Annotated in this window: 11 protein-coding genes; 3 read left to right on the forward strand and 8 right to left on the reverse strand. The window is 69.5% G+C overall.

The annotated features are described in order from the left end of the window. Positions 1–2 precede the first annotated feature (2 nt). Both AZL_RS06615 and typA read right to left on the reverse strand, forming a co-directional pair. A complete protein-coding gene (locus tag AZL_RS06615; RefSeq protein WP_012973867.1) occupies positions 3–1,676 on the reverse strand; it encodes an ABC transporter permease in 1,674 nt (557 codons plus the stop codon). Between the two features lie 97 nt (positions 1,677–1,773). Then, a complete protein-coding gene (gene typA, locus AZL_RS06620) occupies positions 1,774–3,600 on the reverse strand; it encodes a translational GTPase TypA (RefSeq protein ID WP_012973868.1) in 1,827 nt (608 codons plus the stop codon). Positions 3,601–3,900: 300 nt separating this feature from the next. On the opposite strand from typA, the gene AZL_RS06625 reads away from it, so the two are divergent. Continuing rightward, positions 3,901–5,835 carry an autotransporter assembly complex protein TamA gene (locus tag AZL_RS06625; RefSeq protein WP_042442703.1) on the forward strand — a complete coding sequence of 645 codons (1,935 nt, stop codon included), beginning with the start codon at positions 3,901–3,903 and terminating at the stop codon, positions 5,833–5,835. Positions 5,836–5,892: 57 nt separating this feature from the next. Further along, positions 5,893–10,257 (forward strand): translocation/assembly module TamB domain-containing protein, encoded by a 4,365-nt coding sequence (locus tag AZL_RS06630; protein WP_042442705.1) that lies wholly within the window; start codon positions 5,893–5,895, stop codon positions 10,255–10,257. Between the two features lie 11 nt (positions 10,258–10,268). On the opposite strand, the gene AZL_RS06635 is transcribed toward AZL_RS06630, so the two are convergent. From AZL_RS06635 to AZL_RS06650, 4 genes are all read right to left on the reverse strand, one after another. After that, the gene (locus AZL_RS06635; RefSeq protein ID WP_042442707.1) at positions 10,269–11,111 is read right to left on the reverse strand and encodes a class I SAM-dependent methyltransferase; all 843 of its coding nucleotides are present in this window, start codon (positions 11,109–11,111) and stop codon (positions 10,269–10,271) included. Then, the gene (locus AZL_RS06640; RefSeq protein WP_148219240.1) at positions 11,108–11,419 is read right to left on the reverse strand and encodes a hypothetical protein; all 312 of its coding nucleotides are present in this window, start codon (positions 11,417–11,419) and stop codon (positions 11,108–11,110) included. Before AZL_RS06640 ends, AZL_RS06635 begins: the two co-directional genes overlap by 4 nt. Before the next feature lie 49 nt (positions 11,420–11,468). Then, positions 11,469–11,804: a hypothetical protein gene (locus AZL_RS06645; RefSeq protein ID WP_012973873.1), complete on the reverse strand. Its 336-nt coding sequence runs from the start codon at positions 11,802–11,804 to the stop codon at positions 11,469–11,471. Positions 11,805–12,004: 200 nt separating this feature from the next. Further along, positions 12,005–12,934, reverse strand: a complete 930-nt coding sequence (locus tag AZL_RS06650; RefSeq protein ID WP_247894300.1) for a lytic transglycosylase domain-containing protein — start codon at positions 12,932–12,934, stop codon at positions 12,005–12,007. Positions 12,935–13,453: 519 nt separating this feature from the next. Between AZL_RS06650 and AZL_RS06655 the strand changes: the two genes are divergently transcribed. Then, a complete protein-coding gene (locus AZL_RS06655; protein WP_247894301.1) occupies positions 13,454–14,263 on the forward strand; it encodes an RNA polymerase sigma factor in 810 nt (269 codons plus the stop codon). A 254-nt stretch (positions 14,264–14,517) separates the two neighbouring features. Here AZL_RS06655 and AZL_RS34100 read toward each other — a convergent pair whose 3' ends face one another. Then, positions 14,518–14,682: a DUF1328 domain-containing protein gene (locus AZL_RS34100; protein WP_012973876.1), complete on the reverse strand. Its 165-nt coding sequence runs from the start codon at positions 14,680–14,682 to the stop codon at positions 14,518–14,520. A gap of 160 nt (positions 14,683–14,842) precedes the next feature. Continuing rightward, positions 14,843–16,915, reverse strand: a complete 2,073-nt coding sequence (locus tag AZL_RS06665) for a YjbH domain-containing protein (RefSeq protein WP_012973877.1) — start codon at positions 16,913–16,915, stop codon at positions 14,843–14,845. Between the last annotated feature and the right edge of the window lie 24 nt (positions 16,916–16,939).

Consider the following 16,939-nt stretch of genomic DNA (forward strand, 5'->3'; position numbering starts at 1 on the left):
GCTTATCCGCCGTGCCCCGGCCGCGAGGCGGCGATGGTCCGGCTGAGATAGATGACCGGGGCGAGACCGACCAGCACGATCACCAGGGCGGGCAGGGCGGCATCGTCCAGCCGCTCGGTCGAGGCCATGCGGAAGGCCTCGATCGCCAGCGTGTCGAAGTTGAAGGGCCGCAGGATCATCGTCGCCGGCAGTTCCTTGGTGATGTCGACGAAGACCAGCATGGCGGCGCTGAGCAGGCTGGGCCGCAGCAGCGGCAGATGCACCCGGCGCAGCACCTGCGACGGCGTATGGCCGAGCGCGCGCGCCGCCCCTTCCAGATTGGGACCGATCTTGGCGAATCCGGACTCCAGCGGCCCGTAGGCGACGACGAAGAAGCGGATCAGGTAGCCATAGAGGATGCCGGCGATGGTGGTGCCGAGGATGGCGCCCATCGGCCAGCCGGTCCAGTCGCGCGTCAGCCCGATGGTGATGAGGATGCCCACCGCGATCACCGTGCCCGGCGTGGCATAGCCGAGCGAGGCGAGACGCGCCGCCCCGGTTGAGAATCCGCTGCGGTCGTGCCGTGCGCCATGGATCACCATCAGGGCCACCGTCACGACCAGCAGCGCGCCGCTGGCGCCGAGGAGGAAGGTGTTGACCGTCAGGTCGGTGAAGCGGGCGAGCGTCAGCTCGGTGCCGCCGCGCAGGATCATGCGGATCAGCACGGCACCCGGCAGCAGGAAGCCGAACAGAACCGGGGTCAGGCAGACCGCCCAGGCCAGCAGGGTGCCGCGGGCCGACAGGCGTTGGGTGGGCAGGGCGCGATAGCGGCCGGTGGTCTGGTGAAAGCGCATCTTTCCGCGCGACAGCCGCTCCAGACCGACCAGTGCCAGCACCAGCAGCAGCAGCACGGCGGCGAGCTGCGCCGCCGCCGCCGGATCGCCCAGCGCGAACCAGGTGCGGTAGATGCCGACGGTGAAGGTGTCGATGCCGAAATAGCGCACGGCGCCGAAGTCGGCCAGCGTCTCCATCAGGGCATAGCCGACGCCGGCCACCAGGGCCGGGCGGGCCAGCGGCAGGGCGACGCGGCGGAAGGCGCCGAACCGGGTGCAGCCCAGCGTCCGGCTGGCCTCCAGCACGCAGACCGACTGTTCCAGGAAGGCGGCGCGGGTCAGGACATAGACGTAGGGGTACAGAACCGACGACAGCACCAGCCCGGCGCCCCAGGCGGTATGGATGTCGGGGAACCAGTAGTCGCCGCGGCGCCAGCCGAAGGTGGCGCGCAGGAAGGATTGCAGCGGCCCGGCATATTGCAGAAAATCGGTGTAGGTGTAGGCCAGCACATAGGCCGGCATGGCCAGCGGCAGCAGCGGCAGCCATTGCAGGACCCCGCGCCCGCGGAAGTCGTGCATGGTGACGGTCCAGGCGCAGGCGACACCGGTCACCAGGGTGACCACCCCGACGATACCGAGCAGGATCACGGTGTTGAGGATGTAGCCGGGAAGCACCGTCCGTGCCATATGCCCCCACAGATCGGTGGAGACGCCGGCCGCCTGGACGAAGACGGCGAGGATCGGCAGGGCGATCAGCAGCGCGAGGACCGGGGCGAACAGCCCGGCCGGGCCGATACGGGACCACAACTGGCGGAGAGGGAAGGACGGGGAGCCGGGGGACTTCGCGTCGGTCGCCATCGCCATGCGGAAACATCCTTGCAGTGTGCAAAAAGAAGGCGGCGCCTGCTCCCTGTCAGGGGGGCAGGCGCCGCCTGTACTCTACCCTATATGCGAACCGTTATCAGCTGGCTTCGGCGGCGCGCGAGTGGCGCTTGCGCTCGTTCGGGTCGAGGTAGCGCTTGCGCAGGCGGATCGACTTCGGCGTCACTTCCACCAGCTCGTCATCGGAGATGTAGGACAGCGCCTTTTCCAGGGTCATCTGGATTGGCGGGGTCAGGCGGACAGCCTCGTCCTTGCTGGTGGTGCGGATGTTCGTCAGCTGCTTGCCCTTGATGACATTGACCTCGAGGTCGTTGCCGCGGGTGTGCTCGCCGATGATCATGCCCTGGTAGACCGGAACGCCCGGATCGATCAGCATCGGGCCGCGGTCTTCCAGATTCCACAGGGCATAGGCCACCGCGGTGCCGTCGCTGTTGGAGATCAGCACGCCGGTGCGCCGCGCCGCGATGGCGCCCTTGAACGGGGCGTAGCCGTGGAACAGGCGGTTCATGATGCCGGTGCCGCGGGTGTCGGTCAGGAACTCGCCCTGGTAGCCGATCAGGCCGCGCGACGGGGCGTGGAAGACGATGCGGGTCTTGTTGCCGCCCGACGGACGCATCTCGATCAGGTCGGCCTTGCGCTCCGACATCTTCTGCACGACGGTGCCGGAGAACTCCTCGTCGACGTCGACGACGACCTCCTCGATCGGCTCCAGGCGCTGGCCGTTCAGCGGGTCGGTCTTGAACAGCACGCGCGGACGGCTGATCGCCAGCTCATAGCCTTCGCGGCGCATGGTCTCGATCAGGATGCCCAGTTGCAGTTCGCCACGGCCGGCGACCTCGAAGGCGTCGCCGCCCTCGGTGTCGGCGATGCGCAGAGCCACGTTGCCTTCGGCCTCGCGGAACAGGCGGTCGCGGATCATGCGGCTGGTGACCTTGTCGCCCTCGCGGCCGGCCAGCGGGCTGTCGTTGACGGAGAAGGTCATCGCCAGGGTCGGCGGGTCGATCGGCTGGGCGGCCAGCGCCTCGGTCACTTCCGGGGCGCAGATGGTGTCGGCCACGGTGGTGTTGGTCAGGCCGGCCAGCGCGACGATGTCGCCGGCATGGGCCTCGTCCACCGGAACGCGCTCCAGGCCGCGGAAGGCCAGCACCTTGCTGATGCGGGCGTTCTCGACCAGCTTGCCGTCGCGGCTCATCGACTTGACGGCCATGTTGACCTTGACCGAGCCGGTCAGGATGCGGCCGGTCAGGATGCGGCCCAGATAGGGGTTCGCCTCCAGCGTGGTCGCCAGCATGCTGAAGGGCAGGTTCTCCTCGACCTTCGGGGCCGGGACATGGTCGCGGATCAGCTCGAACAGCGGGGTCAGCGTCTCGCGGGCGCCGTTTTCCAGATCGGTGGTCGCCCAGCCGTTGCGGCCCGAGGCGAACAGGGTCGGGAAGTCGAGCTGCTCGTTCGAGGCGTCGAGCGAGGCGAACAGGTCGAACACCTCGTCATGCACCTCGTGCGGACGGCCGTCGGGACGGTCCACCTTGTTGATCACGACGATGGGGCGCAGGCCGAGCTTCAGCGCCTTGCCCAGCACGAACTTCGTCTGCGGCAGCGGGCCTTCGGCCGCGTCGCAGAGCAGGACGACGCCGTCGACCATGGAGAGGATGCGCTCCACCTCGCCGCCGAAATCGGCGTGGCCCGGGGTGTCGACGATGTTGATGCGCAGGTCGTTCCACAGGACCGACGTGCACTTGGCCAGGATGGTGATGCCGCGCTCGCGCTCCAGGTCGTTGGAGTCCATGGCGCGTTCGGCCACCTGCTGGTTCTCGCGGAACGAGCCGGCCTGCTTGAGGAGTTGGTCGACCAGCGTGGTCTTGCCGTGGTCGACGTGGGCGATGATGGCGACGTTACGGAGATTCATGGAGCCTTGGTCTCGCAATGGCACCCCCGACACGCAGCACCTCGCCGCAAACAACAAAAAGGCCCGCCGAAAGAAATCGGTGGGCGCTGTCGGGGAAACTGTTGCGGCGCAATATATGGATCCCAGCCGAAAACGCAAGCGCCGTGCCCTTTGGCCTAACGCGAATTTCCGGGATGGAGCCATGCGTCATTGGATCCTACATTGGGCAGGATGATCCGTCTCGCTTCCGCTTCCCGCCGCCGCGCGGCTGTTGCACCCAAGGTTGCAGCCCCTGGGATTGCCGCCCCTGGGATTGCCGCCATGCCGCTGAAGGCCCCGATCGCCGCGCCGCTGGTCGCCGCCCTGCTGATGCTGGGGCCGGCGGAGGCCGGGCGCGCCCAGAACGCCGCCGCCGACGGCATCCAGGGGGCGCCGTCGGCGGACAACGCCCCGGCGGACGAGGAGGTGCGTCCCGCCGGTATCGCCTATGAGGTCGACATCACCGGCGTCGAGGATGACGGGCTGCGCGACACCTTGCGCGGCGCCTCAACCCTGGTGGAGCTGAAGGACGACCACCCGCCCTCGCTGATCGGGTTGGAGCGCCGGGCCGACAGCGACCGCGACCGGTTGCAGACGGCCCTGCGCTCCGCCGGCTATTACGACGCCAGACTGGACATCGGCATCAGGGATCCGGCGGGGACCGCCACCCTGCCCGCCGCAGCGGAGGCGCCGCCGGTCCAGGTGACGGTGGCGGTGACGCCGGGGCCGCTCTACCACCTGAAGAGCGTGACGGTGCGCGGCGCCAACGGTGTCCCCCTGCCGGACGGGATCGCGACCGACGATCTCGGCCTCGCGGCCGGAACCCCGGCCGTGGCGCAAAAGGTGCTGGATGCGGAGACGGTTCTGGTCGGCCGGTTGACCAAGCGCGGCTATGCCTTCGCCAAGGCGTCGGACCGCGAGGTGGTGGTCGACCATGCCGACCGGACGATGGATGTGACCTACAGCCTCGATCCCGGTCCGCTCACCCGCTATGGCGCCACCCGCATCGAAGGGCTGGACAAGGTCGACGAGGATCTGGTGCGCGGGCGGCTGGCCTGGAAGGAGGGGCAGGTCTTCGATCCCGCCGCCACCGACAAGGCGCGGCAGGACATCGCCGCCCTCCAGGTCTTCGACACCGTCCGCGTCAGGATGGCGGACGAGCCGGGACCGGACGGCGTGACGCCGGTCATCGTCAGCGTCGGGGAACGCAAGCGCCGCTTCATCGGTGGCGGCGTCAGCTATTCGACCCAGGACGGGCTGGGCGCCAACGCCTATTGGGGCCACCGCAACCTGTTCGGCGGGGCCGAGCAACTGCGCGTCGGCGTCGATGTCGGGCGGGTCGCCGGATCCTCGGGCGGCACCGCCAGCAAGAGCAACGACCTTCCCGACCTGCGCTTCAGCGTCAATTTCCGCAAGCCAGACTTCCTGGCGGTCAAGCAGTCGCTGCTGGTCAATTTCGCCGTGGTGAACGACCAGCCGCCGGCCTACAGCCGCGTCGCCTCGGAACTGACGGTGAAGCTGGAACGGCCGCTGACCGACCAGTTGACCGTCAGCTACGGCGTGACCGGCGAGCGCGGGCGGGTGCGGACGGAGGACAGGACCTATCAGACCTCCTTCATCGGCGTACCGCTGGGGGCGGCCTGGAACGGCACCGACAATCTGTTGAACCCGACCTCGGGCCAGCGGGCGTCGTTGCAGGTCACGCCCTGGTTCCCGGCGGGCGGCGACACCAAGTCGCCCTTCACCTCGGTGCTGCTCAACGGCTCCACCTATTATGATCTCGGGCGGGACGGGCGCTATGTCGCCGCGGCGCGGATCGGGCTGGGCAGCATCCTCGGCACCACGCTGAGCGATATCCCGCCCGACCACCGCTTCTACGCCGGCGGCGGCGGCTCGGTGCGCGGTTACGGCTTCCAGAAGGCGGGGCCGCGCGACCGCTTCAACGACCCGGCCGGCGGCCGCTCGCTGTTCGAGATCGGGGCGGAGCTGCGGATCAAGGTGACGGAGAGCATCGGCATCGTGCCCTTCGTCGATGCCGGCACGGTCTATGACAAGGCCTATCCCAATTTCAGCGAGCCGCTGCGCGTCGGCGCCGGGCTGGGCCTGCGTTATTACACCGACTTCGGTCCGCTGCGCGTCGATATCGGCGTTCCGCTGAACCCGCCGAGCGGCGACGCGCGCTGGCAGTTGTATCTCAGCCTGGGGCAGGCGTTCTGATGACGCGATTTCGTCCCACTCCGGCGGGACGATGAGCGGGTATTGCGGTTTGTGGACATGGGGCGGCTGGTGAAGGGGCAGGGTGTGACGGCGGTTCGCTTTCTTCTGATCGGTCTGACGATGCTTGCCGGCCTGCTGTCGGGTTCCCAGCCCGCGCGGGCCTGGTCGCTGTTCGGCGATTCCACCCGCGAATGGCTGGTCGGAACGATCGAGGGCGCGGTTGAATCGCCGGATATGCATCTCAAGCTCGGCGCGATCGAGGGCGGCTTTCCTACCGACTTCACCATCGCCACCGTCACGCTGGCCGACAGCCAGGGCGTCTGGCTGACCATCGACCGGCTGCATGTGGTGCTGTCGCCCTCGGCCCTGCTGATGCGCAGCGCCCAGATCGACGCGCTGGAGGCGGCGTCCGTCACGGTGACCCGCGCCCCGGTCAGCACCCAGACGATCAGCACCCAGCCGCCGGCGCCTTCCGATCCGAACGCCCCGCTGCTGCCCAGCCTGCCGGTGGACATCGACCTGAAGAAGCTGGTGGTGGAGCGGCTGGATCTGGCGCCGGCTCTGCTGGGTGAACAGACGAGGCTGCGCATCGCCGGCGCCCTGCTGTTCGAGCACGGCGGCGGGGCGCTGAACGCCAACCTGTCGGTGGCGCGCATCGACGACAAGCCCGGCAAGGCCGAACTGGCCGCCGTCTTCGATCCGGCCAAGAGCACGCTGAAGCTCTCGGTCGACGCATCCGAGCCGGCCGAGGGCGTCATCGCCCGCGCGCTGTCGATGCCCGGCCTGCCGCCCGTGGAAGTGGCGCTGACCGGCGACGGCACGCTGGACGACTGGACCGGCAAGCTGACCGCCGCCGCCGGTGGGGCCACCGCCCCGACGGGGACCCTGACCGCCGATGCCGCGATCAGGAAGCTGCCGGAGGGGCACGCCCTGACGCTGTCGGCCGGCGGCAACATCGCGCCACTGATCGCCGGGTTGGCCGGGGAAACGGTGACTCCGCTGATCGGCCCCAGCCCGACCCTGAGCGCGACGGTCCTGCGGGCGCCGTCGGGGGCCCTCAGCCTGCGTCCGCTGGCGCTGACCGCCGCCGCCGCGAACGCCACCGTGAATGGCGACGTCGCGGCCGACTACAAGAGTCTGAAGCTGCGCTGGAGCTTGCAGGCCGGGCCGGACTCCACCCTGCACCAGCTGGTGCCGCTGTCCTGGCGTGAAGGCGCGGTCGAGGGCTCCGCCGAGGGCGGGCTGAACGCGCTGACCGTCACGCTGAACGCCACCCTGCGCGACCTGGCCGCCGACGACCCGGCGCTGTCGCGCCTGACGGGGCCGGAAACCACCCTGGCGGTCCGCGCCCGGGTCGATGCCGGCGGCGGCCGGATCGGGCTGGCGACGCTGGCGCTCAACGCCGCCGCCGCGCGGGCCGAGGCGAAGGGGACCATCGACGGCTGGGGCCGGAGCGCCGACCTGACCCTGACGGCGAACGCCGCCGACCTCGCCCCGCTGTCGGGCCTCGCCGGCCGCCCGCTGGCGGGAGCCGCGGCGCTGTCGGGACCGGTGAGGCGCGCCGCCGACGGCACGCTGGCCGCCGAGCTGACCGGCAGTCTCGACCGCCTGTCCACCGGTACCCCCGCCGACGCCGTGCTGGGGGAGCGGGCAACTCTGGCGCTCGCCGCGCGGATGGAGCCGGACGGCGCCCTGCGGCTGACCGCCCTGACGGTCGATGGCCGCAACGGCAGGCTGGCCGGCAGCGCGGCGCTGGCCGACAACAAGGTCGATGCCCGCGGCAGCCTGACCCTGGCGAGGCTGGAGCCGCTGGGCGGGGCGCTCGGCAGCCCGATGGCGGGGGCGGCGACGCTGGAGGCCAGCGTCCGTGGTCCTCTCGACGCCATCGAGGCACAGGCGACGCTGACCGCCCGCGACCTCGTGGTGCAAGGCCGCCGGCTGGGCGCCACCGAGGTCAAGGCGATCGCCGCCGGCCTGCCGGCAACGCCGAACGGCACGCTGTCGGCCCGAACCACCCTGGACAGGACGCCGCTGTCGGTCGACGGGCGCTATGCGCTGCGCGAGCGGACGCTGCGGCTGGACGGGGTGACCATCGCCAATGGGGCCAACCGCATCACCGGCGAGGCGCAGGTGGCGCTCGACACGCTGCTCGCCACCGGACGGCTGGAGGGCAAGCTGCCCAACCTGAACGGCCTGTCGGAACTGGCGGGGATGCCGCTCGGCGGGGGCGCCGGCTTCACCCTGGCGCTGGACGGCAGGAGCGGCAGGCAGGCGGCCAGTTTGACCGCCGACGCCACCAACCTGCGGGTGGAGGGGCAAGATGGACCGCTGCTGACCGCCCGCCGCCTGACCGCCAGGGCCGATGTCGCCGACGCGCTCGGCACCCCCGGCGGCAAGGCGCGGCTGGAGATGACCGACGGCAACGCCGCCGGCAACGAGCTGCGCAGCGTCGCCGCCTCCGTCGATGGATCGCTGGCGAAGGCCGCTTTCCAGGTCAACGCCGCCGGAGCCGGGGCGCAGCCGCTCGCCCTCGACCTCGCCGGCGGGCTGGCGCGCGAGGGGGAGGCGACGCGCATCCGGCTCGACCGGTTGCAGGCGCGCTATGCCGGGGAGGAGCTGCGGATGACCGCCCCGGCCACCATTCTGCTGGCCGAGCGCCGCTATGAGGTGAAGGAGTTGCGGCTGTCGTCGGGCGCTGCCCGGCTGGCCGCCGACCTCGGCCTGAACGGCGAGCGGCTGAGCGGGGAACTGTCGGTCGAACGGCTGCCGCTGGCGCTGGCGAAGCTGGCCAGCCCGTCCCTGCTGCTGGACGGCGTCGCCGATGCGCGGGCGTCGCTGGGCGGCAGCTTGCGCAATCCGCGCGCCGACGCCACCTTGCGGATCAGCGGCCTGAAGGCGCAGCAGACCACCCAGGCCGGATTGCCGGGCATCGACGCCACGCTGGAGGCCCAGTGGCGCGACCGCCGGCTGACCCTGGCCGGCCGGGTCGCCATGCCGAAGAATGCCGGCACGCTGACCGCCAACGCGGCGCTTCCGCTGGTGATGAATCCCGACAGCTACGCCATCGGCGTTCCACCCAAAGGCGCGCTGGAGGCGTCGGTCAACGGCACGGTGGATTTGTCTTTGGCGAACGACCTGCTGTCCGCGTCGGGCGACCGGGCGCGCGGATCGCTTCAACTGGACATCCGGGCTGGCGGGACGGTGGAGAAGCCGTCACTCGGCGGATCGGTGGTGCTGGCGAACGGCCGCTACGAGAACCGCGCGTCGGGGGCCGTCATCACCAGCATCGAGGCGCGGCTGGCCGGCGATGGCGACGTCTTCACCATCCAGAGTTTCAGCGGCCGGACCCGCAACGGCGGTGCCATTAGCGCCAGCGGTGTCATCCGGCCGGGTGCGGCCGCCGACCGCCAGCTCGACATCGCGCTTCGGGCCGACAACGCCCGGCTGGTGGAGATCGATCTGGTGACGGCGGAGATCGGCGCCAACCTGACCCTGACCGGCGGATTCGCCAATGCCCGGCTGACCGGGCCGGTGGACATCCGCCGCGCCGAGATCCAGGTCCCCGACCGCATGCCGGCCAATGTCGTCGATCTCAAGGTGACGGAGGTCGGCAAGGGGCGCCGCGCCCGCGGCACGACGCAGGTGTCCACCGCCGCCGGCACCCGCCGGGTGCCGCAACCGGCGGAGGCGCCGCCCGCCGCCACGCCCTTCCTCCTGGCGCTCGACATGACGGTGAACGCGCCCAACCAGGTCTTCGTGCGCGGCCGTGGGCTGAATGCGGAGTTGGGCGGCAGTTTGCGTGTCAAGGGCACCGCCGCGGCGCCGGAGGTGACCGGCCGCTTCACCATCCTGAAGGGCAGCCTGAACCTGCTGGCGAAGAATTTCGAGTTCAAGCGCGGCATCTTCGATTTCGACGGCACCCAGCCGATCGACCCGCGGCTCGACCTGCTGGCGGAGGCCACCGCCAACGGCATCACCGCCGATGTCGTGGTTGGCGGCACCGTGCGCCAGCCCAAGCTCGGACTGACCTCTCCCCAGGGACTGCCGCAGGACGAGGTTCTGGCCGGTGTGCTGTTCGGCAAATCGGTGGGAGACCTCAGCGCGGCCGAGGCGATCCAGCTCGCGCAGTCGGCGGCGGCGCTGGCCGGGGTCGGCGGCGGCGGCGGTCTTCTCGACCGGGTGCGGCAGGGGCTGGGTGTCGACCGGCTGGACTTCACCCAGGGGGAGAACGGCAAGGGAGGTGCCGTGCAGGCAGGCCGCTATGTCAGCGACCGCGTCTATGTCGGCGTCGAGCAGGGCATCGGCGCCAACCAGAGCCGCGCCAAGGTCGAGGTCGACATCACCAAGAACCTGAAGGGCACCGCTTCGGTCGGGGCCAACTCGGAGACGAAGTTCGGCGTGGTCTACGAAAAGGATTACTGAAGGCGGCTAACCTACCACGCCACGACTATCCGCGCATGGGACGGCACTGGAACGACGCCGTCCACCGCCCGGGCGTCGAAGCGCCGGGCGATGTCCGCTTCAAGCGCGCTCCGCCGCTCCGCCGACAAATCCCCCAGCCGATGGCCGAAGCTCATGTCCAGGGCGGCGCGCCAGAAGGGTTGATCGGCGGGGGCCTTGCGGACCGGCGTCAGGTCGGTTTCCAGGGTCTCGCCGAAACCGGCGGCGCGCATCAGGGCCGACAGCCGGCCGGCTTCGGCGAAGCGGAACAGCGGGTCAAGGCTGCCATCCTCGCCGAGATGCGCCGCCACCACCTCGCCGATCTCCGCGAACAGGCCGTTGCCGGCGCGCGGTCCCCACACCATGAAGGCGGCCTTGCCGCCGGGGCGCAGGACGCGCCGCACCTCGCGCAGGGCGGTTTCCACCGCTGGCACGAACATGATGCCGAAGCGGCAGGTCACGGCGTCGAAGGCGGCGTCGGCGAAGGGCAGGGCGGTCATGTCGGCCGCGGTGAAGGCGGGGGCGGGCCCTTCGGCGCCGCGGGCGCGGCGCAGCGCGCCGGCCATCATTCCAGGCACGAGATCGCTGCCGACCACCAGCCCATCGGGGCCGGCGCGGCGCGCGGCGCTCAGCGCCGGCTCTCCCGCGCCCGACGCGAGGTCGAGGAGCCGTCGGCCTTCCGCCAGTCCGGCGGCCAGTCCGGCGGCGTCGAGGAGCGGACGGTTCAGTTTGTCGGCCAGATCGGCCATCGGATCGGCCCAGCGATCCCAGGCATCGGCGCTGGCGGCCCAGCGGCCCCGCTCACGCGCGGCGTCCGGTTGGCAGGTCGCGGTCAATGGAGCAGCCTTGCCGTTCCGGCCACGCGCTGAACCGCGTCGGCATCGCTCAGCCGTTCACCCAGCGCCGACAGCTCGTCGGACAGCCTGCGGTTGGCGTCGGTCAGTTGCTGGATGCGGGTTTGCGCCGCCTGCTGCTGCTGGGTCAGGGTCGTGACCGTTTCCGTCAGCTTGCGGATTTGCTGGGACTGCCGCGCCGCACCCTCGTTCAGGCTGCGGCGCATCGATCCGACGGCCACCAGCACAACGACGCTGATGGTCACGCCGGCCGTGATGGCGACGATGCTGACCCCGGTAAACCAGTCCATGGGCTGAAAGCTTCCGCCCATTTCATCCAATGGTCAAGCAGCCTGACAATCAGCCGACGGCGCCGTTCACCGGACGCTCCGCCTTCATGCGCAGGTCCTTCAGATGGTCGCCGAAGGCGCGCAGGACCGGCATGATGCGCTGGGTCTGGTCGGTGGTGACATGCGCGTCCGTCTTCAGAACGATGGTCGGCGCCTCGCCCATCAGGCGCTTGGCGCGCATCGGGCCGACCTTGTCGTCGAGGAACATGGCCACACCCATCAGGATGCCCAGCGTGACGTCATCCGGGGCCTTCGGCAGGGCCAGGACATCGTGAAGCTCGTTCAGAAGCGTGTAGGCGACGATGGAGGTGCGTTCGATGGTGTCGACGTCGGCGGCCATGGGCATCGGGCGGGTCCTCGGGAAACGTTCGGATGAAACGTTGCGGGTGAGACGCCGGCGGGTGACGCGGGGAGGGCGTCGCGTTGGGCGCCTGCTTGCGAAATCCGTCGTGCCCAGAGGGTAATCTTCATTTTATAACCAAAGTGTTAACCAACCGCCCTCCGAGTCGCCCGAGTCGCATTTTTCCGAGTCGCAATCTGCCGTTCCTATCGCTTTCCATTGCTGCGCGCCTTGGTCGAAAGCGAGAGTTCCGCAACCTCCTCCCGCGCGGCACTGGCCAGACCTGCCGATTGCACGGCGTCGCGGTTGAAGGGATGGTAGGTCTGCGCGTAAATCCCGCGGATCTTGGTCACATAGTCCTGGGTTTCACGGTAGGGCGGAATGCCCTTGTATTGCAGGACCGCCCCTTCCCCCGCGTTGTAGCCGGCCAGCGCATAGGCGACGTTGCCGTCGAAATAGGCCAGCAGCCAACGCAGGTACTTCATGCCGCCGCGCAGATTCTGTTCCGCGTTGAAGGGGTCGGACACCCCGAAGCGCTCGGCGGTTTCCGGGATCAGCTGCATCAGCCCCTGGGCGTTCTTGTTCGACACGACATCGACGCGGTAGCCGGATTCGACGGCGATGACCGCCAGCACCAGCTCGGGGTCGAGGCCGTAGGTCGGCGCCATCTTCTGAACCATGGCGCGGATTTCCGCCGGAGGCTTGCGGATGATGCCCCAGCGCAGGTTGGGCGGTTCGCAGCGGTCGGGCGTCTTGGCGGCGGCTCCCGTGCCGCCTCCAACCAGCCGTTCCGCCTGTTCGCTGCCGAGTGCCGCCGCCTTGCGCAGCCAGGCGCGGCCGAGATCCGGATCCTTGGACACCCCACCCAGACCGGCCATGTGCATGCGTCCGGCCATCAGCGCGGCGTCGGCGTAATCCTGTCTGGCGGCACGGCAGTAAAGCGACAAGGCCAGCCGCGTGTCCGCCTTCACCCCGTCGGCCCGTTCGTAATGCTGCGCCAGCTCATATTGGGCGCGGGCACTGCCCTTGCTTGCCAGAGCTTCCAAGGCGGCGACGGTCTTTTCGGCGATGCCCGCGTGGGCGGGGGCCGTGGCGAGCGGGCCGGAAAGGAACAGGGCGGTCGCCAGCGCGGCCAATCGCGCTCCGCGCGATTTTTTCAGAATAATACCATTAAAAGATGTTGTTTCGCGCAGCGCGGATGGTTTACCGCAAAGGTTCGTGTGGCCTTCCACCGGACCCCTATGTATGATTTTGTCCGAGCTTTCGAGGGTGATCTTTAGATTTCGAAAAGACAACGCAGTAGGGAAATTGCTGAATCCAACCAGTGTCTCCTCTGGTTTGGCAGGATAGATGGAACCGGAAAGCCGGATTGTCGTCTTCATGCTTCCATAGGACCTTGACGCGTCGCGGAAGGCATAGAATGTATAAGCCGATCGACAAATGTCGTTCGGCATTTTTATTGTCATTTTTTTCATGCTCCCTCCAATCGACATGGAGGAATAACGAAAGAAAGATTTTTTTTCCAACGCCCGAACGGCGATTGCGGAAAGATACGCGGGGTACTCTAGGGGTCAGCCCGTCGCATTATATGACCCATTAGCCTTTTTCCCAGCTGGCAGCTCCTTTGTAGGCTCATTACCTACGGATCAGGCCGGATGATCGGCAGCAAGCTCGGCGGTCTTGGAGAGCGGACAGGCTCCGCATCCGGGATCGTCGCGCCGGAAGCCCCCGGCATCGCCGTCCATGGCCCATCGGTGGTTGGCGGCGCCGTGGCGAACGGCATTGAAGGAGGCATCGTTTCCCCGATGGCGAACCATTTTGCGACCACCTTGAATCACCGAATGCGCAGCCCGGCCTCGGCCGAGCCGGTGCCGTTCGGCGTCGATGCCGGGATGGAGACCCAGTTGACCGTTCACGCCGACGCCGAGGAGGAATTCCACCCCGACCCCAACGCACCGCCGGATCCGGCGGTGATCCGACAGATCGAAGAGGAGATCCCGCGTCTGCGCCGTTTCGCCCGCGCCATGGTGCGTGATGCGACCCTGGCCGACGATCTGGTGCAGGAATGCCTGGAGCGCGCCCTGTCGCGCCTGCATCTGTGGCGGCCCGGCACCAATCTCCGGGCCTGGCTGTTCACCATCCTGCGCAATCTGCACATCAATGGTGTGCGTCGCCGCCAGCCGGTGGTCGATATCGATGCCGAGGCGCAGGCCGCGATCGGTGCGGCTCCCGGATCCCAGTTCGTGCGGATGGAACTGCGTGACCTGCGGCGGGCGCTGGCCCTGCTGCCGAACGAACAGCGCGAGGTCGTTCTGCTGATCGGTCTTGAGGGAATCGCCTACAATGAGGCGGCCGACATTCTGGGCATCTCCATCGGCACCGTGAAGTCGCGCCTGTCGCGCGGGCGTCGCGCCCTGCGGCTGCTGATGGAAGGGCAGGACCCATCGGGCAACGCGGCCGCCTGATTTCGCGACCGCACCCGGATGTCTTTGGGTTTCATCAGGGAATTTCGCGGGGTGTCCGGTCTGCGGGCGCCCCGTTTTCATGGACGAAGACCCCGGTCATGACATCGAGGGCGATGGTGGGCGAAAAATAGGCGGCGAAAAGTCGGCGGCGCCCATGAGGAACGCCGCCGGAGAGGGAGACAATCGGTAGGTGGCATCGGAGAACCGGCCCGATGGTCAGGCTGGAGGAGAGAGACCGGCGACAGCAGGTTCGCCTAACGTCGCCGGACCAGCCCCATGATCAGGCTGATGGCGAACAGGACCAGGAACAGGAAGAACAGGATCTGCGCTATTCCGGAACTGGCGGACGCGATCCCGCCGAAGCCGAGCGCGCCGGCGATCAGCGCGACGATGAAGAAGACGAGAGCCCAATAAAGCATCATACCCTCCCTGGCTGAGCGGGGCAGTCGCAAAGGATTGCCGGCGTCCCGCACAGCCCGAGGTGACGGTCGGCGCGGCCGGCGTTGCGGCATTCGAAAACCAGAACAACGCCGTGAGCGTGATGTTCCCGTGACCTTGCGGGGGGCGGAGCCATCGCCGTCAGTTCAACAGGCGCGACCATGTGCCGACGAGGCGGCCGGCGCCTCCCGGCACGCGGAGGTCGTAAAGCGGTAGCGGCTGCCGCAAACGCTGTCCGGCATCGCGGCCCAGGGTGCGGACCGCCGTCTCCACCGTGCCGCCGACCGGCAGCCATGTCGATGCGGCGATGGGCACCACCAGCGCCACGCCCCAATCCATCCGCCCGCCGAAGCGGCTCTGGGCGCCGTCGGGTCCCTCGGTCCAGGTGGCGTGGGCGGTCAGGCCGACACCGCCGTCGAAGCGACGCATCACCTCCACCGTGCCGCCCCAGTCGCCGCCGAGATAGCGGCCGAGCCGTAGCGCCGTCGTGGTGGCGGCTCCGGGAGCTTCCCAATAGAGGCTGGCATGGCCGGTGCCGCGCGCATCGCCGCGGTCGATGCCGAACAGGCTGTCCGGCCGTCGTTTCCAGACCTGATTGAGGTCGAGGCCGAGCGCCCAGCGGGCCGACAGCGGTTGGAGCAGCGCCTCCGCCCCGACGCCGGCATACATCTCCTCGAGATGGCCGGCGGACAGCCGCATGGTCATCCCATCGGCCGGCTGGGCGAGCCAGCCACCATAGGCATGGTCGACGGACAGCGGACGGTCGGCGTAGCGGGGCAGGTCGCTGCGCACCGGCTGTGCCGCCGGCAGGGCGTTGGTGTCCAGCAGCGCGAGGTCGCTGGGTGCGTTCACGCGCAGCCCACCGCCCAGCACAAGCCCGCGCAGCGGCTCCGCCCTCAGCATCACATCGGTGTGGGTGCGTTGGGCCAGCGCGGTTCCCAACTCCGCAAGGTCGAAACTGGCGACCAGCCGGGTGGAAAGGTCGAGCCGCGGGCGCCAGCCCGTCGGCGGCTCCGTGGCGGAAGCAAGCCGGGTGGCGCGCCAAATCTCCTCGGCGCTGCCACGGTGGTTGGCGGCCCGCTCCAGATCGCGGCGCGGCAGGGTGAGGACCGCCGTGTCGAGCCCGCCGGCGCCGGTGACGACGCGCAGCCATTCGACTTGCGGCGGGGAAAGATCGGCCAGCAGGCGGGCGGCGTCGCCGACCTCGCGCGCCAGCGGCAACCGGCCGCCGCCGGCCGGGTCGAGCCACAGGGTGGCCGTTTCCCGGTCGATCCGGGCGGCGCGGACGGGCAGGCCGCGGCTGCGGGCGACCAGGGCGATGGCGTCGGCCGACAGCGCCGATCCGGCCGAGGGGCGCGGTCCGACCGTGGGGGGAGGGTGGTCCGGCCGGTCGGCGTCGATGGCTGGATCGAAGCGGACCGACAGCCGCAGCATCAGCCGCCGTCCCTGCTCGTAGGCCGCCCCAAGATCGGCCCAGGAGGCCGGGCGCCAGGACAGGCCCAGGCTGTAGCGGCTGCCGGGATCGAAGCCCGGCTCGTCCTGCCGTTGGGCGCGGAAGCGGTCGCCGGAGGAGTCCAGCTTCAGGCTGAGGCCATCGACCGGGCTATGCCACTCCAGCCCGCCGAACAGCGCCACCCGTTCACCGCCGAACCAGGCCTTGGGGCCGCGCGTGGTCGGCCAGGCGGAGGGATCGCGGTCACGGCGGAAACGGCCGCCGAGGAATCGCAGCGGGTTGCGCAGATGCCCGGCCTCCCCCAGCGTGCCCCAGCCCATGCCGAGCGCCAGGTCCAGATCCCACCAGCGGCGGGACAGGGCGATGTATTCACCGGCGAAGCGGCCCTTGCCCGGCAGGTCCAGCCCCGCTCCGCTGACATCGCGCCCGCCGATCACCAGCGCCGGCCCGTTTTCGTCCTCCCGCCGCAGGCGGAGTTTCAGGTCCAGGCCGGGTTCGGTCAGGCCGTAATAGCCGGGATAGGCGCTGTTGCGCGCCGTGATCTCCAGCCAGGGCAGGGGCTGGGCCGAAATCGTGACGTGGCGGTGCAGGTCGCCGAGCGCGGTCAGTCCGCCGCTCATCGAGCCGTCGGGCGCCATCCGCGCGGTCGGCACCTGCAACAACCCGACCCCGCCCCAATCGGACAGGCTGACAGGCGCCTCCTCGGCGAAGGCGGGAGCGGTCAGTGCGGCCAGAAGAACCGGAAGGATATGTATGCGCACGCGATGATCGCGAAAGGTCGGAAT

It is taken from the genome of Azospirillum sp. B510, from assembly GCF_000010725.1.
In the GTDB taxonomy this organism is placed as follows: domain Bacteria; phylum Pseudomonadota; class Alphaproteobacteria; order Azospirillales; family Azospirillaceae; genus Azospirillum; species Azospirillum lipoferum_B.